The organism is Campylobacter sp. RM16190 (genome assembly GCF_012978835.1).
In the GTDB taxonomy this organism is placed as follows: domain Bacteria; phylum Campylobacterota; class Campylobacteria; order Campylobacterales; family Campylobacteraceae; genus Campylobacter_A.
Map to the genome: position 1 here is coordinate 1 of NZ_LIWS01000011.1, position 21,292 is coordinate 21,292.

The 21,292-nt window shown below is 31.7% G+C and carries 26 protein-coding genes; 13 read left to right on the forward strand and 13 right to left on the reverse strand.

Features of this window, described 5'->3' with window-relative positions; all coding sequences use genetic code 11:
• The first annotated feature begins 222 nt into the window (after positions 1–222).
• Entirely contained in the window at positions 223–1,443 is a 1,221-nt protein-coding gene (locus CDOM16190_RS09275; protein ID WP_170020365.1) for a tyrosine-type recombinase/integrase, read from the forward strand.
• Positions 1,444–2,374: 931 nt separating this feature from the next.
• On the opposite strand, the gene CDOM16190_RS09280 is transcribed toward CDOM16190_RS09275, so the two are convergent.
• The 4 genes from CDOM16190_RS09280 to CDOM16190_RS09295 all read right to left on the reverse strand — a co-directional run bounded on the left by CDOM16190_RS09280 (position 2,375) and on the right by CDOM16190_RS09295 (position 4,622).
• Entirely contained in the window at positions 2,375–2,797 is a 423-nt protein-coding gene (locus tag CDOM16190_RS09280) for a hypothetical protein (RefSeq protein ID WP_170020367.1), read from the reverse strand.
• 37 nt (positions 2,798–2,834) lie between these two features.
• Positions 2,835–3,095, reverse strand: coding sequence for a hypothetical protein (locus tag CDOM16190_RS09285; protein WP_170020369.1), 261 nt, complete (start codon positions 3,093–3,095; stop codon positions 2,835–2,837).
• An 810-nt stretch (positions 3,096–3,905) separates the two neighbouring features.
• Positions 3,906–4,076, reverse strand: a complete 171-nt coding sequence (locus CDOM16190_RS09290; protein ID WP_170020371.1) for a hypothetical protein — start codon at positions 4,074–4,076, stop codon at positions 3,906–3,908.
• A 33-nt stretch (positions 4,077–4,109) separates the two neighbouring features.
• Entirely contained in the window at positions 4,110–4,622 is a 513-nt protein-coding gene (locus CDOM16190_RS09295) for a TM2 domain-containing protein (RefSeq protein ID WP_170020373.1), read from the reverse strand.
• 511 nt (positions 4,623–5,133) lie between these two features.
• On the opposite strand from CDOM16190_RS09295, the gene CDOM16190_RS09300 reads away from it, so the two are divergent.
• From CDOM16190_RS09300 to CDOM16190_RS09330, 7 genes are all read left to right on the forward strand, one after another.
• A complete protein-coding gene (locus CDOM16190_RS09300) occupies positions 5,134–5,928 on the forward strand; it encodes an Lcl C-terminal domain-containing protein (protein WP_170020375.1) in 795 nt (264 codons plus the stop codon).
• Between the two features lie 150 nt (positions 5,929–6,078).
• The gene (locus CDOM16190_RS09305; protein ID WP_170020377.1) at positions 6,079–6,300 is read left to right on the forward strand and encodes a hypothetical protein; all 222 of its coding nucleotides are present in this window, start codon (positions 6,079–6,081) and stop codon (positions 6,298–6,300) included.
• Between the two features lie 11 nt (positions 6,301–6,311).
• Positions 6,312–6,755, forward strand: coding sequence for an Lcl C-terminal domain-containing protein (locus tag CDOM16190_RS09310; RefSeq protein ID WP_170020379.1), 444 nt, complete (start codon positions 6,312–6,314; stop codon positions 6,753–6,755).
• 67 nt (positions 6,756–6,822) lie between these two features.
• A complete protein-coding gene (locus CDOM16190_RS09315) occupies positions 6,823–8,538 on the forward strand; it encodes an McrB family protein (RefSeq protein WP_170020381.1) in 1,716 nt (571 codons plus the stop codon).
• 3 nt (positions 8,539–8,541) lie between these two features.
• A complete protein-coding gene (locus CDOM16190_RS09320; RefSeq protein ID WP_170020383.1) occupies positions 8,542–9,861 on the forward strand; it encodes a 5-methylcytosine restriction system specificity protein McrC in 1,320 nt (439 codons plus the stop codon).
• Positions 9,858–10,598 carry a hypothetical protein gene (locus tag CDOM16190_RS09325; protein ID WP_170020385.1) on the forward strand — a complete coding sequence of 247 codons (741 nt, stop codon included), beginning with the start codon at positions 9,858–9,860 and terminating at the stop codon, positions 10,596–10,598. Before CDOM16190_RS09320 ends, CDOM16190_RS09325 begins: the two co-directional genes overlap by 4 nt.
• 20 nt (positions 10,599–10,618) lie before the next feature.
• Positions 10,619–10,921 carry a hypothetical protein gene (locus CDOM16190_RS09330; RefSeq protein WP_170020387.1) on the forward strand — a complete coding sequence of 101 codons (303 nt, stop codon included), beginning with the start codon at positions 10,619–10,621 and terminating at the stop codon, positions 10,919–10,921.
• A 431-nt stretch (positions 10,922–11,352) separates the two neighbouring features.
• Here the strand turns inward: CDOM16190_RS09330 and CDOM16190_RS09335 are convergent, their stop codons facing one another.
• The 7 genes from CDOM16190_RS09335 to CDOM16190_RS09365 all read right to left on the reverse strand — a co-directional run bounded on the left by CDOM16190_RS09335 (position 11,353) and on the right by CDOM16190_RS09365 (position 17,741).
• Positions 11,353–11,778 (reverse strand): helix-turn-helix domain-containing protein, encoded by a 426-nt coding sequence (locus CDOM16190_RS09335; protein WP_170020389.1) that lies wholly within the window; start codon positions 11,776–11,778, stop codon positions 11,353–11,355.
• Between the two features lie 347 nt (positions 11,779–12,125).
• A complete protein-coding gene (locus tag CDOM16190_RS09340; protein WP_170020391.1) occupies positions 12,126–13,109 on the reverse strand; it encodes an uL30 family ribosomal protein in 984 nt (327 codons plus the stop codon).
• Positions 13,110–13,459: 350 nt separating this feature from the next.
• Entirely contained in the window at positions 13,460–13,651 is a 192-nt protein-coding gene (locus tag CDOM16190_RS09345) for a hypothetical protein (protein WP_170020393.1), read from the reverse strand.
• A 62-nt stretch (positions 13,652–13,713) separates the two neighbouring features.
• Positions 13,714–14,526, reverse strand: coding sequence for a metallophosphoesterase (locus tag CDOM16190_RS09350; protein WP_170020395.1), 813 nt, complete (start codon positions 14,524–14,526; stop codon positions 13,714–13,716).
• Positions 14,527–14,572: 46 nt separating this feature from the next.
• A complete protein-coding gene (locus tag CDOM16190_RS09355) occupies positions 14,573–14,926 on the reverse strand; it encodes a hypothetical protein (RefSeq protein ID WP_170020396.1) in 354 nt (117 codons plus the stop codon).
• 13 nt (positions 14,927–14,939) lie between these two features.
• The gene (locus CDOM16190_RS09360; protein WP_170020398.1) at positions 14,940–16,442 is read right to left on the reverse strand and encodes a type IV secretory system conjugative DNA transfer family protein; all 1,503 of its coding nucleotides are present in this window, start codon (positions 16,440–16,442) and stop codon (positions 14,940–14,942) included.
• Positions 16,443–16,694: 252 nt separating this feature from the next.
• Positions 16,695–17,741: a hypothetical protein gene (locus CDOM16190_RS09365; protein ID WP_170020400.1), complete on the reverse strand. Its 1,047-nt coding sequence runs from the start codon at positions 17,739–17,741 to the stop codon at positions 16,695–16,697.
• A 309-nt stretch (positions 17,742–18,050) separates the two neighbouring features.
• Between CDOM16190_RS09365 and CDOM16190_RS09370 the strand changes: the two genes are divergently transcribed.
• From CDOM16190_RS09370 to CDOM16190_RS10760, 5 genes are read left to right on the forward strand one after another with little or no spacing between them, the layout of a single operon-like run.
• Positions 18,051–18,713 (forward strand): phosphoesterase, encoded by a 663-nt coding sequence (locus CDOM16190_RS09370; RefSeq protein ID WP_170020402.1) that lies wholly within the window; start codon positions 18,051–18,053, stop codon positions 18,711–18,713.
• On the forward strand, positions 18,710–19,015 hold the full coding sequence (locus CDOM16190_RS09375; RefSeq protein ID WP_170020404.1) for a hypothetical protein: 306 nt from the start codon (positions 18,710–18,712) through the stop codon (positions 19,013–19,015). The genes CDOM16190_RS09370 and CDOM16190_RS09375 overlap by 4 nt, the downstream gene beginning before the upstream one ends.
• A gap of 43 nt (positions 19,016–19,058) precedes the next feature.
• Positions 19,059–19,361, forward strand: a complete 303-nt coding sequence (locus CDOM16190_RS09380) for a hypothetical protein (RefSeq protein WP_170020406.1) — start codon at positions 19,059–19,061, stop codon at positions 19,359–19,361.
• Entirely contained in the window at positions 19,358–19,804 is a 447-nt protein-coding gene (locus CDOM16190_RS10755) for a metallophosphoesterase (protein WP_349644391.1), read from the forward strand. Before CDOM16190_RS09380 ends, CDOM16190_RS10755 begins: the two co-directional genes overlap by 4 nt.
• A gap of 45 nt (positions 19,805–19,849) precedes the next feature.
• Positions 19,850–19,996 (forward strand): hypothetical protein, encoded by a 147-nt coding sequence (locus tag CDOM16190_RS10760; RefSeq protein WP_249934163.1) that lies wholly within the window; start codon positions 19,850–19,852, stop codon positions 19,994–19,996.
• 423 nt (positions 19,997–20,419) lie between these two features.
• On the opposite strand, the gene CDOM16190_RS09390 is transcribed toward CDOM16190_RS10760, so the two are convergent.
• Together CDOM16190_RS09390 and CDOM16190_RS09395 are read right to left on the reverse strand one after the other, a co-directional pair.
• Positions 20,420–20,827 (reverse strand): type II toxin-antitoxin system VapC family toxin, encoded by a 408-nt coding sequence (locus CDOM16190_RS09390; protein ID WP_170020408.1) that lies wholly within the window; start codon positions 20,825–20,827, stop codon positions 20,420–20,422.
• On the reverse strand, positions 20,827–21,075 hold the full coding sequence (locus CDOM16190_RS09395) for an antitoxin (protein ID WP_170020410.1): 249 nt from the start codon (positions 21,073–21,075) through the stop codon (positions 20,827–20,829). Before CDOM16190_RS09395 ends, CDOM16190_RS09390 begins: the two co-directional genes overlap by 1 nt.
• Positions 21,076–21,292: the final 217 nt, after the last annotated feature.

A 21,292-nucleotide genomic window follows, 5' to 3' on the forward strand; every position in this document is an offset into this window, starting at 1 on the left:
CTTTTATAATCCTTTACAATTCAATAGTTTGGTTTTTTACAAATGCCGATATTATCGCTATTATCTTCTTTTTAGCTTAAGCATAGCTTAATAGAAATGATAATAAACCATTATATATGTATTTTAAAAAACTATATAAATTTTTTAATTTTTTGTGTCATTTTTTGATATTTTCAGAATCACTATAATTAGATGTAATTCAAAAATTACAAGAGGTGAAAAATGAAAAAATTTCAAGAGATCGATCAATGGATCGAAAAACAAAATAACAAGAAAAATATAATTCTGCGTCTACCAATACCCGGATACGACAGATTCAAGCTAGAAATTTCTCCAAAGCAGAAGAAGACGATAAGGCTATACAGGTACGAAAATGAAAAAGTACGCTATATGAAAATAGGTGAATATCCTTATATGAAGTTTGAAACAGCATATAGAAAAGGAATAGAAATTTTAAATCAGCTAGAAGAAACGGGATATATAATAAAGCAAGTGATTACTTTACAAGAAGCTTATAAAAAATTTCTTGTGTATGCTCAAGATATTCTAAAATTCAAAGCCGGCACTTTACGAAGTTATCAAATAAGGGTATCTAAACATATACTACCCTTAGAAATAGCATTAAAACCAATCGATGATATTGAATTAAACGAGCTAAAATTTGATATTTTCAATAAACTTGAGAAATATCCTGCCACAAATGTTAAACTCTTTTACATACTACAAAATATTTTTCTATTCGCCAAAAAGCAAGGATATATCAAAGAAAATATTTTAGAAAATTTTAACTTTTCAAAACACTACGAAACTCCATCCAGAAGAAACTCAAAACATCATCAAAAGATTATAAATCAAGTTAATCTTGAAAATTTTTTAAAATCTGTAGCAAATTCAAAAAACAACATTAGAAAAAAGATACTTATATTTTTTGCGCTTGAGACTGCTTTGAGATCGATGAACCTATTTAATCTTAAATGGTCGGATATAAATTTTGACGATAGTTACATTTATATACCTAAAAATAGAATGAAGACAGAGAAGCGAACTGAAAATTCAAGACAAAACTTTATTTTACCCATCTCTAAAATAATGTTAAAAATTCTCAAAGAATTAAAAAGGCTTCAAAAGCATGAAGGCATATATATATTTTCAGGAATTGCAGATCAGCAGATTAACTATTTTCTAACAAAAATATCAGGTATCACAAAACACGGACTAAGAGGAACCTTTAAAACTTTTGCTATGAAAAAACAAATGGAGCATCGAATTCCAAATTATATTATCGAAATGTACTTGTATCATATTCCAGTAATGACGGATGTAGAAGCTGCATATCTCGAACTTAGATACGACGATCATGAAATTCAAGATATGCTATATGCGCTATGCAATTGGTGGGATCAATATTTAATCTCCTTATATGACTTTTCAAAAATTATATAGGAGATAAAAATAAGAAAGTAATAAACAGAAACTAAAAAGAGTTGGATGTCTTTTAGCACTGGACGCTCAAGAAATCATCAAACAAAATATTTTAAAATAACCCATAAGCTTTGAAAAATTTAGCTGTTTTATAATAAAGATATCTAAAAAGGAGCTAAAAGCCTGAAAACAAGAGTATTAAAAAACTCATTTTGTGAAGCAAAATTAAAACATGGATAATCAAAAATAACGATATAAAAACCACAGATAGTGACAGTGTTCTTTAGTCATAGTAGTTATAATAAATCTTAACTTCAAGACATGGCCACTCTTTGTTCTATATATTAGAGCACTTTTTGGGCCAAGAGACTCTATCGCTCTCAAGCAAGAGACCGCCGCTACACTCATCGCCTTTGGCGATATCGTTGCTCCCCCGCTGGCACTATTGCCTGCTACGCAGCCAAAGTAGCAGGGGCTCGCCGCTGGCTAAATATCGAACTTTTCCCCGTTTCCCTGCCGGGACATCGTAGCGCTTTCTCCAAAAACGATCAAGGGCGTCGCTTTTTTGACAAAAAGCTCGTGGATAGCCTTGCGGCTACCCTTGACATTTTTATCGAGAGCACAACTCGCCCGGTTGCAGGAAACGAGAAAAAATCCGATATATTTCTCTTGCCTTGTGAGCTCAGGGCTTTGATTGGGGTATGTTTTATATCCTTTTGTTTTTTGTGTGTTGAGAGAGAAAGGCCACTCTTGATGGTTAGAGTCATGTTTTGTGTGGAGAAGCTTGATTTCCCAACTCTCTTTCTGTCGCCGGGGTATGGGGTGCAAACCCCATAGATGCCTAGTTGAGCGGACACGTAGTGGCCGTGAGCCTAGAAGCCCATTGTTGGATTGGTTTGTGGAGCTTGCTTTTTCTTGAGAGCTTCTATGCCCATATCTTTCATTTTAGGGGTCATAGAGCGTTCTTTTCTTTCAAGTTGATGTATTGCTCTTGATTAGCCTTCTCAAGCTCTTCTTTTTGTTTTTGAAGCTCAGCTATCTCTCTGAATTTTTGATGCTTTATATGCGGCCTAGTTGAGCCTTTTACACCCTTTACGGCTTTGCCCTTGAAAGCTTCTGCTGCAAGATCTTGAAGGTCTGTACCGTATTTGGCCACTTCTATTTTTGACTTTAATCTTGGGATAGCCTTTTTTTTGAAATCATACCGGATCGATATAACTTGGTAGTGCACTGTGGTTTCATCACGATGACAGGCTACCCAAAAATCATTATTGCCGTATTTGTTCGATAGCATCACAATAAATTTCTCAACTTCGGCCTCATAATCCTTTGAGTTTATGTAGTCGGTTTCCTCTTGGGTTAGATTTCGATCCATATCTTCTCGTTGAATCCCGAAAGAGATCAAGTGTTCCTCAAAAAGAGTGGAATTTCTCCTTGGTGTTTTTTTGGCCTTTTGAGTCGGTTTGGCTCTCATAGCTTTCTTTAATAATATTCACTTTATCGTCGATTAGTCCGTCAGAAAAATTCTTATCAAAATTCGGAAAGGGGTAATCCCTATGATAAGCTTTATTTTCGCTTACGTTTAAATGATAGAATTTGTTAATATCGGGCTTTCTCGTTTTTAGATATTGTATCCTTTGGGTCGATATTGGCTCTCTAAAATTATGGCGCATACGATTTTTTGCTCCTTGTGAAGTGAGCCTCTCTGATCTTACAGAAACAGTGATAATCATGATATACCTCCGAAACTAATTATAGCCGGCCGCCTGCAAGGCCACACAACTTGTCAGCGACAAGTGGTAGTGTGTTTCGCTTTGTGCGAAACATAGCTGCCAAAAACAGCTTAAACTATGCTTACACTATCAAAGGCCTAGCGGGGGTACTCCCTCGCTTGAGCCGGGATGAAATGAGGTTAGACTTATGTTGATATAAGTATTTGGCTATATATATGTTGGCATAAACAATTATATATAGAATGGTGCATATAGATATATGAATAGATGTGTAATGAAATGAATAATTGTGTATAGAATGCTGCGTTTAATTACATAAACATATTTATAATAGTATTAATAGTGGTGTATATGTATATATAATGGTATGTAGGTGTATACAGTAGAGGGAATGGTGCAAAGTTTAAACTTCAAAATAATTTTTACCGCTATTATGTGGCAAATGCACAAAACAGTATCAAGTGCTTTAAACCTTTAAATTTAAGATTTTATTTATAAAAACTTCTGCTTTGTTTTTTAATGTAGTTTACCTGTCTTTTGAATAATTAAATTTTGATAGGAGTGATTTAAATTTGAATATATCATAGCTTAAACCTTTCTAATTAGCTTAAAAAGGTTTAAGCAAAAAATATTCCTTTGGAGTAAGTGTTTATAACAGCATATCCTTTCTGCTTTTTGCAACGGCTTGCAAGATGCCAAATATGCTTTTTCCGTTATCGAATTCACGCTTTATAAATTCATATAGCTCTCTTAGTTCACGTTGAAGCTTTTTAATATCTCTATAGAATTTTTAGCATCTTCATCAGATAACACTACATTAAATCTCTCTTGCAAGGCAAGTTTAGCCCACTGAGCTTTCAACTCATCTATGCTAAGATCAGAGTCAAGCAGTTTTATACTATCGGTGTTTTTAAAATACATATAAGCCAACAATCAACAGATAGTAGTTTTTATTTAACCCTCTTTTGTTGTTTTTGCTTTAATAGGCTGAACATCCAGTTGCTCTTTTGATTCAAAAGAAAAAGACGAAGAATTTTTCACATCATTAAATGTTAAAAATTCCTTAATTTTTACTAAATTATCACGTTTTATGCCAATAAATACTAAAAATAAATCAATAATGCCCCATAAAAATATTATAAAATATAGTATAATCGAGAAGACCTGATATTCCACATCAAGATGTCCTTGCCCAATACCGAAGTAAATTATCCACATGAGAATAAATAGGGAAAGCTTAAGCACTCCTAGCCCCATGTTACCTTTATAGAATCTATCTACGCCCATAAAACCAAACAATAACCCAAAAATCAATCCTATCCATGAAGATTTCAACTTAAGACTATCCATAGATTGACTTAAGTCTTTTATTGCTTTATCAGATGCATCATCTAGCATAACTTTTAGCATATACCTATCTTTTGATGAAATTTTTTCCGACAACCCCATAAATAGCATATTTCTCATTTTTTTCCTTTTTCTTTAGATTGGATTATGCAATTATACCTAAAAATTATTCAAAACGAATAATAAATATTTATTCAACCTGAAAGATTATTAAAAACATAATATTGGCAAAAAAGCTCGTTTTTATTTTTATTACTCAAAGCAACTACAACTAAATAATTTTGCAAAATTTTTAAAGCGCCTAAAAGATTATGTTAGTTACTTAATTATGCATATCCGGACTAAAAGACATCTTTTAAAAATTTTCCAACATAGATGCCTAAATAATTAACTATATTTTTAATTATAAATTAATCCATTAAAAAGATTATTTATTAATAACAAATAATCTTATAATATAATTATGCTATAAGAATAAAAATATATAATTATAGAATAAATTTTAAACAAAAGGAGAATTTATGAGCAGACTTTTTGGCATACTTGCCTTTGTCTTTATAGTTACAGCTACTAGCCTATATGCAGGAAAGGGCAGCTTAATATAGTTGGCAAGACATATCCCTTGTCGGAGATGACGGAAAAAGAAAAAGATGCCATATCGTATCTGGCTATGGATATGGGTAAGAATACACTACAGGCTTATTTTGATATATCAGGTAAGAAAGACTATCTTGTGGACACAGGCGAATGTGCCGTATTTATAGACCGAAATCCAAAAGGCACTACTTCACGAACAGCCCCCTTAACAGCTATTCTGGATGAAGGAGAACATGAAGTATTAGTCGTTTATGTTTTTGACCAATATTTCTATTTAATGGGAGCGCAGAAAGTCTTTGTAGGAGCCGATACTATCTCGACCATAAGCATAAACGCTACAGATCTTATATTGACCGAAAAAGGCAGAGAGAGGCAAAAACAACTAAAATCTCAAAAAGAAAAATCTAACAATGATAACGGCATCTCCAAAAAGCATAAAGCGTATATGTCTAAATTTTATAGGGACGACACTAAAGGCGTAGTCATAGATCCTACCTTTAAACTTATGTGGCAAGATAGAGATAAAGTGCATATCGCCGACTATAAAGGAGCCAAAAGCTACTGCGAAAAGCTATCTTACGCAGGATATTCGGACTGGAGACTACCTACTATAAAAGAGTTGCAAAGCATAGTAGATTACAGCAAGCACAGCCCTGCTTTAAATAGAGCCTTTAAGTATTATAGCGCCGATAATACTTACTGCTGGTCATCTACCATCGACGCCATGGACTCGTCTAACGCGTGGGACATTTACTTTAGTAACGGCAGCGCAGGCGGCGACAGCTTGTCCCTTAACAATTGCGTTCGTTGCGTCCGGCAGATGGATTGATATTTGATTTTTTGGAGTTAGTTTATGAAGTATGAAATTTGCCTATATTTAAAGCGACTATTGAGCTATGCGCATATATAGAAACTATAAGGCTTAGATCTTGGAAACAAAAGTAGAGCTGTATTATATCATATACTGGTAAGAAAACGAGTGATAAACAACTATAAGTTTAAAAAGGCCAAATATCTATCTAGGTATAAAAACCTTAAAGACAAGATGAATATAGAGGAGATAAAGAAATTTTTAGCTATCCAAGCGTCGTTTTTAACTCATATAAAATGGGCGAATTCTTATAATTTAAAAAACAAGGTGGGTTATATAGATGAGTATAGCCCCAAGATAAAAGCCATAACAAGCTTTATAGATATATGAAAGGAAAAGTTATGAAAAAACAAATATGCGCTTTACTATGCTTGGTGGGAGTTTTAAATGCTGCTGAGCCGCTAGAGGCTCAGTGTAGCAGGGATGATAGTAAGGATATAGTAGTATGCAAAGACGTCATACACGGAACTTTGATCTGGCAAGACGGTAACGAAGATATAAAAAAAGAATGGAAGGAGGCTAAGGAGTATTGCAAGAATTTAAATTACGCAGGATATACCGACTGGAGACTGCCTACCAAGACGGAGCTACTGAGTATAGTTGACTACACTAGGCATAGTCCTGCTATAAACAAAGCCTTTAAAAACGGTAAAAGTGGTTGGTGCTGGTCATCCACTCTCGGCGCTTGGGACTCGTCTCGTGCGTGGTTTGTTGACTTTAGTCTCGGCTACTCAGACAGCTTCAGCTTGTCCGCTAGCAGTTGCGTTCGTTGCGTCCGGCAGTAAATTCGGACTTTGGTTTTTTAGTGCTTTGATAAGCTAGTTATTTATATAAAATTGAAAAGGATTTAAGATGAACTTTTCTAAAGAAGAGATAGTAAAGATATATGAAATTTTTAGTAGAGTGGTTGATTGTAACGGAAATTTGAAGGTGTTTAAGAGTATTGATAGTATAGACATGCAAAAACCATTGCTATGCCTAGAATGGTCAGAAGAGAAAAAGCTGATAAAAAGAGCTTGTAATGAGAGTCAAAAAGGTATAAATATAACCTTGGAAGATTGCAGCAATAGCAATAGGACAGGAAAGAAAGATAAAACAAAAAATCCAATACTATCTATTTGCATTAGATACAATAATGAGATGCCAATAAAATGGAATGATTTTAAAATTGCACATAGTGTTCAAGAACCGAAGCTAACGGAATGTATGGAAACACATTTTTCCATTTTACTAAATGAGTATCAAAATTATTTTAATCAAAATGATTTTGAAATTTTATACAAAGCATTTAAAGATATTTTATATGTCGTAAAATATGATTTAGAAATAAATATTAACGATATATATAGCAAAGGCCCAACTATTTTATACTTAAATACATTTAAAAACCTTATAGATTATTTCAAAAAAGGAGAATTGGATTTTATTATAGCGATTAAAAAAGATGAAATAAGACCTATTAGTGACAGTGAAGATAATGGATTAAATGGCAAACTTAAACAATGCTTTGATTTATATAAAAAGTTATGCAGAATTTGTAACGATATCGATATAAAACAATATAAAGAAATTTTAGAAGAAATTGAGAATTCAGAAGAGTTGCAGCAAGATGCTAAAATGCATATAAAATATGCATACGTCTTAAAATCACTTACTCAAAACTGTGCCAAAAATATTATCTACTACGGAACTCCTGGAACAGGGAAGACGAAATTCGTTAAAGATTGCCTTGATATATTAGATCCAAGCAGAGAGAGAACTAAATGGATACAGTTTCATAGCAATTTCGAGTATGAGGACTTTATAGACGGTATTAAGCCTACGGGCGTTTCTCAGAGCGGAAATTTAGTGCTTGAGATGCAAAACGGGGCGTTTAAAGAGTTTTGTATAGAAGTCGCAAAAGAGAACAAAAAAAGAAAAGAAAATAGTCTTGATCTTGAGCCGTATTTCTTTATAGTAGACGAGATAAACAGAGCAAATGTCGCTGCTGTATTTGGCGAGACCCTATCTATGCTTGAAGATAGCTATAGATGCGAAAAAGCCGCTATAAGGATTAAAAATTCTACTTTTATAGAAAATTTAGCCAAAAATAATAGCTCTAAAGCTGATGAGCTAAGTGTAGTTTGGGAAAATAACCAATCAAAATTCTATATCCCTGAAAATATCTACTTCATAGGTATGATGAACGATGTGGATAAAAGCATAGACTGCTTCGACCTCGCACTTAGAAGACGTTTTAAGTGGGCGTTGATGAAATGTGATTATGATAGTTTAAATGATATCGAGGCAAAGTATAGCGGATATAAAGCGAAGTGTGAGAGTTTGAATGACTATATTACTAAAGAAACTTATAAAGATGCTCAAGGCAACTCTAAAAATGACGGCTTGAATCTAGGTAGAGCTTATGAGATAGGACACTCTTATTTTTTAAAAAGAGATAATATGCAAGAAAAAGAAATTTGGGATCACTATATAGAGCCTATTTTAAGAGAGTATATTAGAAGCCGGTTTGGAGAAGACGAGATAGAATCAAAGCTACAAACAGCAGAAAAAATTTATACGGCATAATAAATGTATCAAGATAATAGTTATTATAAACCTGACGAGTCTTGTTTAAAAAAGTCACTTGGGGATAAGAATTTATTAATCCCAAGTGATTTAATCAAAGCTAGATCCGATGTCATATACCTAAACTCGCCTACAGATAAATTTCAAAGTAAAGCAGGCGATAAAGGCGAAGAGAACTATATACTTAAAAAATCCGATGAAGGGTTTTTAACCGGCAATTACATAGGCGAATTTGTTTATAACGCTCAAGAGATAAAGATAGGCTCTAGATACGGTAATGTTCTTTTAAAAGAGATGCTAACAAGCGTTAGCTCGTCTTTGTTTCAAAATATAGAAATTTCATCATCAAGATCTAATCTAAAAGAGTGCTCAGGCTCAAATATAAATATAGAGCAGATACTTTATATAGCTTTTATAAAGTATCTAAAGCGCGCTAAGCTAAATGGATTTCCGAAAATCTATGAAAAAGTAGCACGCAGAAATTCTAGCTTCAGCGGTAGCTTGGATATAAAAAAATTGATAAAAAAAGATCTACCCTTTACAGGCAAAATTTCATCCAAAAAGAGCGGGCAAGTAAGTGAAGGGCTAGTAGGCGACGTGCTATTAAAGGCTTACGGCATAGTTATTAAAAAATATCCTAAGTTTTTATATATGGATATGAGCTTAAACAAATTTTTACTATCAAATTCAAGCGGCAATCCAATCGAAATAAAAGATATAAATAGAACTTTAAACTCAAAGTCTCTTCTAAATCCTATGTACCAAAATTACAAAACAGCCCTAAAGCTAGCTAAAAATATAATCTTGAAAGATAAATTTAGCACTCTTGGCGAGGGTAACAACGAAACAAAAAGCTCGGTAAAAAATTTAAATTTCGGATACTTGCTATATGTCCCCGAACTGTTTGAAAACTATGTGGAAAAATTGATTAAAGAAACGCTTAGCGAGATAAAAGACGAAAAATTTAAACTGCAAACTCAAAAAATTAGCGAATGCGGCAAATACAGGGCTGATTTTATAGTATATCAAAAAGAGACCGATAAAATCGTTTTAGATGCTAAGTATAGACATTTTTACAATGGATACTTAGATAATGAGGACTGTCAAAATTTAAATCAAATAAAACGATATATGAGAACTTATAAAACAAATATAGGGGTCTTGATATACGCTATAAGCAATTTAAAAAATTTAATAAGACCAAATAATAATAAAAAAACTATCTTTATACTAAATATCTTAGATGATAATCTTGAAATAGACGATAGATTTAAAGAAAATTTAAAACACATAATAAATCAACACAAAAAGGAGAAGTTGTGAAAAGATTTACAACAATAGTTTTGGCTTGCTTCATAGCAAGCTCTCATTCGTATGCCGTTAATTTAGGTAAATTAGTAGATGAGGCTTTAGGCTTTATGGATACAGCTGCAAAAGCTGGTGCAAGAACAAAAGATGAATTGAAAAAATTACAAGACCAATATTACCTACCCGAGCCGCTAAAAGGAAGCGAATACAAAAGAGTTTTTAAGCAGTATGATGAGGAATTCGACGATGATGACTGGCAAAACCATAAATTTGAAAAAGTAGCCAATATACAGCTAAAATACTGCAAGATGGGGCTGGCCGATGCTTGCGGGGACTTGGGAGAGGCTTTTATGCTATCTGGAGTCGGAGTAACAAGAGATGCAAATAGGGCTATAAGATATATCGAGTATGCCGTTAAAAACTCTCCCTACGAAGGTATTGGGAACTACTACTTATATACTCTTAAGATAGCAAAAGAGTTAAAAAACTACGATGATGCAAGCACCATAAGATACGTGCAAAATTTATTTAAACAAAAACGCTCAGAGTGCGAATCGGACAAAGCTAGCACCGACTCTTGTTTTGAAGCCATAGTTATTTTAAGAATTCTTCCAAGAGATATGTTCGGACTTACAAAAGAGCAGTCTGTAGATGCAGTTGTGGCGCTAGGCGAGAAAGATATCTTGACAAACGGAACTAAACACTCAAAGTTATTTAAAATGGTTGAAGCTTACGAAGAGCTAAAAAAGTAAATCCGGCATAAAGGAAAATAATGAAGACTTTTATAATAATAGCGGCTTTAGTAGCGGGTGCTTTTATAGCGGATAAAACTACTCCTAGCTACGACAGACATCTTGAGTATATAGGAAGTGTGGTGCTTGCCAATACTAAATCAAAAGATTTAGTTGAGTTTGGCATGAATATACTAGGCACGGGATTTAATGTCGCCAAACACACGGGTTGCGGGCGTGTCGGCTTTGGCCAACTTAATATTTATAGCTATTGTGAATACGATGATGGGAAAATCAAAATTAATACTTTTGGTATATTTGATAAGGTATTTGTAACCAAGTGAGTGTCATGTTTGAATTTTAATAAAATACGATTTTACAATACGAACCGTATCTTATAATTCAAGAGATCAACCATATCAAAAGCAAAACCTCTCGCAAACAAATGGTATTCGTGAGGGGTTTCATAAAACAATACAACAATAATTTTAGTGGTTGCTCTTAGAGCAAAGACATATAACACTATAAGAACCGCAATATGACTTAGATTATTGTTAAAAAATAAAGACATATCAAGTAAAGAATTGCCAAGGGTGAGATGCTTTAAAAAACAAAGCACCTCCGCCCGGTATCAAGATAATATAGACTATAAACTATCGCGGTCGCAAGATAGAGTGTCATAATATATGACAAATTTTATAGGAGAAATTGTCTTGTGTCGGATGAAGTTTAGATTTGCATATCTTAATAGAGTCTAAAAATTATTTTATTTCTTTTACAATCCTATCGACTTAATAGAGTTGATAGTCATCTCTTTATTTTTTTCTAAAGTCTCTATGATTTTTTGTAATAAAGGCGTAGAGGCATATTCGCATAACTCAATTAGCTTAATTACCATATCTTTTTTATCTCCGGATACACTGTCGTCCGATTTTTTTATGAAATTTTTAAAAAATTCAAGACAGTTGTCATCGTCTAAAAACAACTCCTGTTCGCTTACATCAAGAGCTTTTGCCATAGCCGGTATTAAATCAGCCTTTATCTCTCTAGTTCCGTTTAGATAGTTATATATGGTAGGCAAAGAAGGATGAGCGCCCGTGCTTTTTAAGGTCGGCTCGAATTCTATAAATTTGGCTGCAAAGTCTTTCTTTTTCATATTTTTCTGTTTTAAAATTTTATTTATTCTCTCGTGTATAAGCATTTTATTTCCTGGAGGAGTATTTTGAATAGATTATATTAATTAAAATTATGCTTAAAGGATTTAATTATTCTATATAGATAATTAAAGAGAAAAATTATACCAAGGATGTAGTTTATTAAGAGAGCTTGAGAAATTTGATTTTTAATGAGTTGCTAAAAAGCTTATATATTAAACTCTTTGTAAAACAATAAAAAAGAATATTGATTTACAAAGTTGATGCAAGGAGTATGCTGATAAAAATTTATTTTATGATGGTATTTTGATTTTTATTAAAGCTACTATATACAGTAAGAGACAAAAAGATTCAATTAAACCTTTAATTGAATCTTAAAAATTCTCAACAAGTATTATTTTTCAATGGCTATTATAAAATCATCATTTAAATATTGTCTTATTTTACTAAAAGGTAACTCTATATAGTCATCCAAAGACTTTGGAGAGTAATAGTCTATCGAAATCGGATCTATTTTTAAACTATGTTTTTTTACAAGAAATCCATCTTTGATATTATTAAGCTTAAATGGAGGTTTAAATAAACTATCTTCATGAAATTTATGATCTCCGGTTAATAAATATTCCTCTAGAAATTTTAAAAATCCTTTTTTATCTTTCATAATATTATCTATAGTAAGCTTTGTGCCGTTTAAAAAATGAGCATATTTAACATACGGACCGACACTGCCGCCTGTTTCACTAAGCCTATATTCTTCAAAAATGATTACATCGCCTATTATATCACTGAGTAATCTGGTTAATTTGTGTTCGCTAAAAGATGTATATTCACATCCCCCTCCTTGCTGTAAGTTGCGTTCAAAACTATTTAATTTATCTAAACTATATGTATAAAAATTTGGCAAAGGAGTAAAATTACTATCTAAGGCTATTATTTCACTGAGGCTATAACTGCATTGGTCGCTATTAATCTTAGCAATGTGATAATAAACAGGAATATGCACGCTATCATCTAGTGGCACACACTGACTGCTGTTCATATCGTTTAAGCTGTAAAGAATTCCATTTTTTATATTTAGACATATCTTTTGTATTTTTTCATGACTATATGGGATATATGCCATACTGCTACCTTTATCGTTTTTACATACTATTAAGTTTTCTTTTTGTTCTACATTGCACCAATAGCTATTATCCGATATAATAAGCTTATAGTAATCCGATTCAAAGTTTTTCCAGAAAAAATATAAATTTTTAAATTTAGAACTAGTATATATTTGCTGACTACTCTTTTTGGTATCAAATACCATTTCTTTCATATCAAAATTATTTGCAAAAGCAAATCCTATAAAAAATAAAAGCAATAACTTTATTCGCATGTTAATCCTTGTGGTAATTTAATTTTTGTTTTTTAGCGCAATATAAATAATGTATTTATATTTTTGATTATTATACTATATGCATAATAATATTTGCTTTATTTTGAATCGATTTTATGCATTTGATCGATAAGTGCTCCAATCAAAACAAAATTGCAATATATCCTTTGAAATTAATGTTTTTTAATTTAAATTGAATGTGTATAAAGCATTTTCATATACACTTGTTTTTGGCAATATTTCAAAATATGCTTAAAAACTCATTTAAAATAGTTTTTAAGCACCAAAAACGTAAATAATAGAATATAATTAAAAAGTATTAACATACTGCAGCCAAAGATGAGCGTATCTTAAAAGGATAACGGCTCATCATATGCAATAAGCATAGGATGCTTTCCTGTCCTTATTGCTTCTTGTACTCTACGCAACTCAAGGATTAAATACTGCTTTACCGAAAGATTATTTAGGTCTTTTGTGAGCATCTTATCAATAATCCAATCAATTCTTCCGCATATTAAATCATCTATTTGTATTTTTTTCATTTTAAATCCTTTCTATATTTTTATGATTTGCTTTAATGTCTATTAACTAAAGTTTTTATAAATCAGCAGTCGCTGTCAAATGTTATAACTTCTGAATGAAAGCCCGTATTATCTTCTAAAGGATATCCATGAGGGTTACAAATCACTTTTGTTTTTCTATCTAACATATTATAGTTGCATGCCGTATGCACGTGACCATGCGCCCATATATCTGGGAAAATTTTATTTTTAGTTAAATAGCCAGTAAGGTTTGTGCTAAAAAAGTAATCTGAAATATCATACCATGTGTTACTTATAGAGTGGTATATATCGCAGCTTTTCATACTGGGTGCATGATGAGTTATTGCTACGAATTTATAATTACCTGGCTTTGTTAAATATGCTTCTTTTAAGCTTTTCAGGGATTTATAGTGCTCTTTTAGTGCCAACTCGGGGGTTAAACCTTTTGATAACCTATAGTCACTCATAAATCTTAATGCTTCCCTCATAACTACTGGATTTGCACGATTAAAATCTGTCCAAAGAGTAGCTCCCCAAATTCTTACTTTATATTCTTTAATATCAACAAACTCATTTTCAAGAATATGGATATTGTGGCTCTCTTTAAAATAGCTTTTTAATTTAAAAATTGCATCCGGATAACTAGAATTATAAAACTCATGATTACCTACCACTATAAATACAGGCTTTTTAGTATAGGCAAATTTTTGTATAAAACTCTCATATATGTCTTTATTTCTAACTTCGGCAATATCTCCGGGCAGAATAAAAGCATCGTAGAGACTAGGGTCTATTTTTAAATAGCCCAAAGGGTTTTTTATTGCATATTTTCCCCAAAAATCGATATGAAAATCACTACCTATATATAAATTCATTACTTTACCTTTTATATCTTTTGCGTCTTTATAATTATTTTTCTTACTATATTTTGACTGTATAAAGTATTGACAAAAACACTCCAAACACGCACCCACTCACAAATTTTATTAAATCACTTCTTTTTTTATCGTAACTAATTAATTTCATGTAATCAACATTATCTTTTAGTAAATAAACAGATATCAATGCAGTTATAGACATCTTTGTCATTAACTCCATCCTCACGTGATCCCTATAGCTAAAATATTCCAAAAACGCTTCTTCGCTATCAAGTTTTTCTTTATCTACTTTATCCAAATCAATGTATTGCATCATTGCATCATATATATCTTGTGAATTATCAAAAGGTCTCTTGGAATGTAAATTTGAAAAATCTAATTTAGACTCAGCTTTCATTTTATCAACCTTTCTATAAAGAGCATTCTGCTTCTATTTTAAAATATTTTGCTATAAAGTCTATGTTTAAACCAACCTCTTTTATGTTGTTGTTTTCTATATTCAATAGATTTATCCTTCCTATTTCAAGCAAATCAATATCGATTTGAACTATGTGCCCTTTGTACTTCTTTCCAAATAGCCTGTTATGAATATTATTCATATCCTCATACTCCATCTGGGCTTGATTCATCTCTTGCTCACTTATGTATATAGGTGTTAGTTTTACTCTCCCATCATCAGTAATACATTCAAATTTATCAAGCCCTTCGCACTCTATCTCTTTCCCGGCTATAGTGCACTCTACTTTGTTTTTCATAAAGTATCTGTTGGTTAAATTTCCAATCAAAGACTCATACTCATTAATTCCGACAACAGACTTAAGCAAGAACGGATTTTGAAAGGCAAGTATAAGCTCTACTCTGTTTTCTCTTAATATGCTCTCTTCAAGCTCACTATATCTATTGATGATTTTGGCCGCCTCGTCTAGAAATACCGAAATGCTTATTTTTTTATCCTCTTGTTTTCTATTGGTAAGCATAGGCAAAAAGCTTGACAGTATCATATTCAAAGCCCCTTTATCGCAATAACTTGCATCAAAAACCACTATCTTGCCCTTATTTAGCATAGACACTATAGAACCATTACTAGCATTTAATGAAAGATTATTCATGATTGATAAAAAAGGAGTCATCATCATTGAGTAGTTTCTAAAATCACTTTTTAATCTATCTTCCGAACCGCTGTCTTCATATTTAAATCTTTTAACACTATCCAAGAAGTCATTTATCTTTTTTACAAGTATTATAATAAGCCCTTTTATTTCATGATTTGTATTCATATTTGTATTTAGTTTTGATCTCAAAAAGGATATTTCCTCTAGTTTGTCTATAAATTCACGCATGGCGGTAATATCTTGAGACAAATTTAATATAGTTGAAAAAGTGGGCGGATATCTGTTTGAAACATTGTCTAATCTATTTTTAAAGCCAAAGCTAAGTGCATCTCTCATACTTTCTACTCTTAAACTACAAGTATAAATTGCCTTTAACACTTCAAATGTTTTAGTGGCTATATTAGAGCCAAATTCAGCCCAGAAGTTTCCATTTTCACTTTGCATATATGAAATAATTGAATTTTTAAAATCTCTAGACCTCATATCCGCCATTAAATTTATAGGCTCTTCTATTATAGAGCCTATACATACTATATCTTTGATTCTGTCGGCTCTTTTAGCAAGAGCTTTAACTCTTAAATGCTCACATCCCTTATAGTCTATAATAAATATAGAGTGTCCTTTTTGAATACGATCTAATAAATTTGGATATATTAGACCGGTTGTTTTTCCACATCCTGTCTCTCCAATAATAGCAGCGTGCGTAAAATCGCAAGGGATAATAATATTAGCTTGTTTGCTAATTTCATTTATGTTGGATTTATTTAAATCATCTGTTCTAAAAAAGCCTATCGCGTTCATCACATCTCCTTTGTAAATTGATGACGAAATAGTATTTAAATTCTTCAACAACTTTGTTGATACCCAAGATATCGCTACTTTTGTATTTTTAGATATAAAAATTTATGAGATGCTTTTAAAAAAGATACTTAGATTGCGTTAAAAAATTAAATTATGTTTTGATTTTTTATCTGTTGATTGGTTCGAATTAATATTTAGAATCAAGTTTTTTATATATTTCTTAAAGAGGGAATAAACCCTCTTTACAGTAAGCTAAAATGATATATTATCTACAGGAGCTTCTTTTATCGTTTTTTTAAATGATTTAGAAATTTGCTTTATGATTTTATCTTTTTTTCTTTTTGCCTCCATCTTTTTTTCCATCAGTTCAATCTCAGCATCCCTTTCTTTTGCCAAATCTTCATCAATCATATAAATATTGTCTTCTTTATGTTTACATTTATTATTGTCATTGTTGCACTTGCTTGATTCATCAGATGCTTTGTCCGTTTCTCTTTCAGGCCCTATAACCATTACATCTTTTTGTTCAGACATCTCCCTAATGCGATACTTTCTTGAATTTATAGTTTCTAAAAGTAAGGGAGATAAAAGATCCATTACTAAAAGATCACCATTCTCATCATACGCTAAAGCTATTTTTTGTTTTAGTAAAAAAATGATAGTGCTTTGTGGTGAAATAGAAGTTCTTGTGGTGGAGGATACAGATGAAACCAAGCCCATAATATTCTTGTTGATATTAAGAATATTGTCACATTGATCATTCATTTCTTTTTTTAAATCTATAATATATTGTCTAGTATTTTTAACAATATCTAATTCAGACACATCGCTTTCTTGAAAAAACGTATCTATAGAAGCATTAAACAAAGCTATATTCGTATCATTTTTATTTGAGCATATTTTTTTAATTGTATCTCTAGAGTTCTTGTTAAGGTGGCGAAAGATTAAGTATCCAATACCTCCATGCTTAACCATTGCAAAGTAGCCATTTAAAATCCATTTTTTCAGATTTTCATTTCTCATACTTACATCATATACTTTTGGTAAGGTTTGTATTGAATGTGGCGTATTAAGAGTATAATTTTTTATTGCATTGCCTACTTTTTTACTTAAATTTTCTACGGCCTTATCAGGTTCGATGCCTTTTTTAATCTCCTCAAAAAACTCCTCTATCTCTTTTTGATAATCTTTAAAAAAACGATCATTTTCATTTTGTATAAAGATGTTTTGATATAAATCCACATATACTGCTATTAGCATATTCATAGTTTTTTCATGGTATGTTTCCTGCTTGTTCATAATTTCTCCTTTTAATGATTTTTGCTTCCGCTTTAATTATACTAAATTTTCTCAACACCTTTGTTGAGAAAATTTAGTATAAATACGCAAAGCTTTATTTTCAGGCAAATAAAGCTTTTAAAAGCATATTGTTGCCAGTGGTTTTTTTGATATGTGGATGTTAATGATAAGTATAAAATTGTTTGTATTAAAAATAAAAATTTAAGTACACTTTAAATTCTGTAGATGTAGAATCATCTCTACCTTTATATTCCACACAAATAAAACTTCCACAAAGCAATTAGTATTTATATTTTAAAAGGATATTGGATGAACAGCAATATATTCTTTACATCCGATCTACATTTCGGGCATAAGAGCGTATTAAATTTCTGCCCTTGCTTTAGGAATTTTAGGTCGGTCGATGAGATGGATCATAGGCTAATAGAGCTATGGAACTATACTATAGGTGTAAACGATGAAGTTTATAACCTCGGTGATTTCTCTTTTTATAGGGATATTGAAAAGACAATATCTATTTCAAAGAGATTAAACGGTAAGCATACTCTAATTTTAGGCAATCATGATGAGTTAATAAAAGAGAATAGGGATGAGCTTTTAAAGATGAGTAAATTTGACGGCAACAGACTATTTGAGGATATATTGGACTATAAAGAGTTGGCTTTTAAATTTAAAGATGATGGTTATAGGCTAGTGCTGTTTCACTATCCTATATTAGAGTGGAACAAAGGTCATTATGGCTCTATATTGCTTTACGGGCATGTGCATGATAGCATATCGCCTTTAAAAGGTAGAGCTTTAAACGTAGGATATGATTTACATGGCAAGATACTTCATCTAAGAGATATCATATCCTATACAAAAGATCTGCCTCCGTTTGAGCATCAAGCCGATAAGAAGTTGGGTGCTAATGACACAATAGCTAATAGAGAGATAAAAATAAGAGACATATTAAGGGCAAACAACAGATGAGTTTAGGTGTTAAAATAGTTTTAAACGAAGAGAAGATACTTAGAGAAGGCATCTATGATATAAATGAGATGAAAGAGGTGATAGAGAGAAATGCCATTAAGCTAGGCTTTAACAAAATAGGTGAATTAACCTATATGGCTCCAGATGACAATCAGGCTCTTGCAAAAGTAGGATTACTTTGCCATCGCGGTCTAATGAAATGTGATTGGTTTATTCATAACATATCTGAATGGACTCTAATTGATACTAAATATGGCGATATTGATCTAATTAAAAAAATGAAGATGAGAGGAGAGTTATAATGGCTATTAGAGCTCTTAAATTTTTAGCTTAGGGGATTGTAATATGTTTGGTACTAAAATCGTTTTAAATGAAGAAAAGATACTTAGAGAGGGTATCTATGATCTAGATGAGATGAAAGAGGTAATTGAAAGAAATGCCATGCAATTAGGTTTTAATAAAACGGGAGAACTAACATATATGATTCCCGATAGCAGTAAAGCTTTATCAAAAGTAGCCTTATTATGTCACAAAGGCCTAATGGAGTGCGATTGGTTTATTCATAACATATCTGAATGGACTCTAATTGACACAAGAGATGGCAATATTGATCTCATTAAAAAGATGAAGATGAGAGGTCAACTGTGAGTGATAAGCTAAAAATAGAGTATATCGATGAGGATAGATATAAAAGAATATTTGTATTTGGAGATCTACACGGCTCACTGCATCTTTTTGATGAGATGATAAAAAAGATATCATTAAGCAAGGATGATTTAGTAATCATTCTTGGTGATAGCTGTGATAGAGGAGAAAATTCGATAGGTTTATATATGAGATATCTTGAGATGATTAAGAATGGCTATAGCATAAAACATATAAGGGGCAATCACGAGGATATGTTTTTGAAAGGATATTTCTATGATGAGAATTGGACTTATGATTTATGGTGGGAGAATGGAGGTAGAAAGGTACTTGATGAGCTAAAAAAGAAAGGCTATGAGAAAGAGGATACAGAATTCATCCGTGAGTACATAGAGAGTATGCCTCATATCATAAGCTCAAAGAGCTATCTATTTGTGCATGCGTGATATGATTGTGAAATAGATGAAAAAGAGCAAGACCCTGAATGTCTGATGTGGGATCGAAGTAATTTCTGGCTAGCAAACAATACCGGTAAAGAGATATACTACGGGCATACTCCAAGCAGGGATAATAAGATAAAAGTAAGAGAGAATGGCTGCTACGGTATGGATGTGGGGCTGTGTTTTTTGATAACTTAGCGATAATGGAGGTAAAGAGTAAGGAGATAATAGATTTGGAGAGAGAGATAAGGGAGAAGTGTTAAGAATTTGATTATTTATTTTTTCTTAACATTCTCTTTATTTTTTGCCTGATTTATGCAGATACATTTAAAGATAATTTTGCAAGTATATTTACTTGATAGTATAATTTAGTTCACACACTATATCTCTTAATATTTTATATTCTCTCAGTATATAAATAAAAAAGCTTGCATGTCTATTTGTTTATGTAGTAAAAATTACTAAAATGATATTTTTTATAGAAATTTGGGCGGATACTTATTGAGCTATAAAGCATAAGATAAACATAAAAAGCATGCGGATTGTTATTATCCACTTTGCTACAAACTTATTAGTGCAATTTATTGCAGTTGACACAATAGCTTCCGTAAAGTTAGTTATCTATCTACTCCAATTTTCAATAGTTATAAAATCGATATAGTTAAAGTCTTTTTCATTATTTGTAACAAGAGTTAGGTTATTAGCTATTGCAATTGAGGCTATTTGCATATCTATCTCGCCGACTTTTCTATTTTTATCTTTTGCTTGTTTGCGAACTTTTGCGTAAATTTTGGCACACTCATAATCAAAATCCACTATATTAAAATGACCTATAAACTCATTAACAAGAGTTAAATTTTGCTCTTTATAGGTTGAGTTTTCTACTCCGTAAAGCATCTCGGCTACGCTTAAAGATGAGATAAAAACTTTTGATCTGTCTTGCTTTAAAAGATTATCTAGGATATTTTTAAAATAAGGTTCTTTTTGAGATATAAGATAGCTGCAAATATTAGTATCTAGTAAAAACATTATTTAAATCCTAACTCTCGCTCTTGTGGTTCCAATCGCTCCGGTATCTTTAACTTAAGATTACTCTCTTTAATGCTTTTAAGAGTCTTAAGAAGTCCGCTCCACTCATCTTGTTTTAATACTGGTGTTAAAGTAATTTCTTTTTGTGTTTGAGTAATAATAAACTCTTTTATGCCATCTAAATTTATAGATTTTGGTATACGTATAGCCATAGAACCACCACTCTTAAAAATCTTTGCTGTTTGCATTGGCTTTCCTTTAATATATATTTCTAAAAGTATATATATTGTAATATAAAAATTTGATTAAATAGATTAATGATCTTATTTTGCAATGTTAAGTTAAAAAAATAAACACCCAAAGTTAAACCTTGGGTGTTTATTTGCTATGCAGCATTTGAATTAATGGGTTTATACTATTTTCTATTATTCGCTAAGACATTTGCCACTAAAGATATAAGCGTAT

What these genes read in the sequence shown, in the direction of transcription:
- CDOM16190_RS09275 (WP_170020365.1), top strand. Translation starts at nt 223, where the DNA reads ATGAAAAAATTTCAAGAGATCGATCAATGGATCGAAAAACAAAATAAC.
- CDOM16190_RS09280 (WP_170020367.1), bottom strand. Translation starts at nt 2,797, where the DNA reads ATGGATCGAAATCTAACCCAAGAGGAAACCGACTACATAAACTCAAAG.
- CDOM16190_RS09285 (WP_170020369.1), bottom strand. Translation starts at nt 3,095, where the DNA reads ATGCGCCATAATTTTAGAGAGCCAATATCGACCCAAAGGATACAATAT.
- CDOM16190_RS09290 (WP_170020371.1), bottom strand. Translation starts at nt 4,076, where the DNA reads ATGTATTTTAAAAACACCGATAGTATAAAACTGCTTGACTCTGATCTT.
- CDOM16190_RS09295 (WP_170020373.1), bottom strand. Translation starts at nt 4,622, where the DNA reads ATGAGAAATATGCTATTTATGGGGTTGTCGGAAAAAATTTCATCAAAA.
- CDOM16190_RS09300 (WP_170020375.1), top strand. Translation starts at nt 5,134, where the DNA reads ATGACGGAAAAAGAAAAAGATGCCATATCGTATCTGGCTATGGATATG.
- CDOM16190_RS09310 (WP_170020379.1), top strand. Translation starts at nt 6,312, where the DNA reads ATGAAAAAACAAATATGCGCTTTACTATGCTTGGTGGGAGTTTTAAAT.
- CDOM16190_RS09315 (WP_170020381.1), top strand. Translation starts at nt 6,823, where the DNA reads ATGAACTTTTCTAAAGAAGAGATAGTAAAGATATATGAAATTTTTAGT.
- CDOM16190_RS09320 (WP_170020383.1), top strand. Translation starts at nt 8,542, where the DNA reads ATGTATCAAGATAATAGTTATTATAAACCTGACGAGTCTTGTTTAAAA.
- CDOM16190_RS09330 (WP_170020387.1), top strand. Translation starts at nt 10,619, where the DNA reads ATGAAGACTTTTATAATAATAGCGGCTTTAGTAGCGGGTGCTTTTATA.
- CDOM16190_RS09335 (WP_170020389.1), bottom strand. Translation starts at nt 11,778, where the DNA reads ATGCTTATACACGAGAGAATAAATAAAATTTTAAAACAGAAAAATATG.
- CDOM16190_RS09340 (WP_170020391.1), bottom strand. Translation starts at nt 13,109, where the DNA reads ATGCGAATAAAGTTATTGCTTTTATTTTTTATAGGATTTGCTTTTGCA.
- CDOM16190_RS09345 (WP_170020393.1), bottom strand. Translation starts at nt 13,651, where the DNA reads ATGAAAAAAATACAAATAGATGATTTAATATGCGGAAGAATTGATTGG.
- CDOM16190_RS09350 (WP_170020395.1), bottom strand. Translation starts at nt 14,526, where the DNA reads ATGAATTTATATATAGGTAGTGATTTTCATATCGATTTTTGGGGAAAA.
- CDOM16190_RS09355 (WP_170020396.1), bottom strand. Translation starts at nt 14,926, where the DNA reads ATGAAAGCTGAGTCTAAATTAGATTTTTCAAATTTACATTCCAAGAGA.
- CDOM16190_RS09360 (WP_170020398.1), bottom strand. Translation starts at nt 16,442, where the DNA reads ATGAACGCGATAGGCTTTTTTAGAACAGATGATTTAAATAAATCCAAC.
- CDOM16190_RS09365 (WP_170020400.1), bottom strand. Translation starts at nt 17,741, where the DNA reads ATGAACAAGCAGGAAACATACCATGAAAAAACTATGAATATGCTAATA.
- CDOM16190_RS09370 (WP_170020402.1), top strand. Translation starts at nt 18,051, where the DNA reads ATGAACAGCAATATATTCTTTACATCCGATCTACATTTCGGGCATAAG.
- CDOM16190_RS09375 (WP_170020404.1), top strand. Translation starts at nt 18,710, where the DNA reads ATGAGTTTAGGTGTTAAAATAGTTTTAAACGAAGAGAAGATACTTAGA.
- CDOM16190_RS09380 (WP_170020406.1), top strand. Translation starts at nt 19,059, where the DNA reads ATGTTTGGTACTAAAATCGTTTTAAATGAAGAAAAGATACTTAGAGAG.
- CDOM16190_RS10760 (WP_249934163.1), top strand. Translation starts at nt 19,850, where the DNA reads ATGTGGGATCGAAGTAATTTCTGGCTAGCAAACAATACCGGTAAAGAG.
- CDOM16190_RS09390 (WP_170020408.1), bottom strand. Translation starts at nt 20,827, where the DNA reads ATGTTTTTACTAGATACTAATATTTGCAGCTATCTTATATCTCAAAAA.
- CDOM16190_RS09395 (WP_170020410.1), bottom strand. Translation starts at nt 21,075, where the DNA reads ATGCAAACAGCAAAGATTTTTAAGAGTGGTGGTTCTATGGCTATACGT.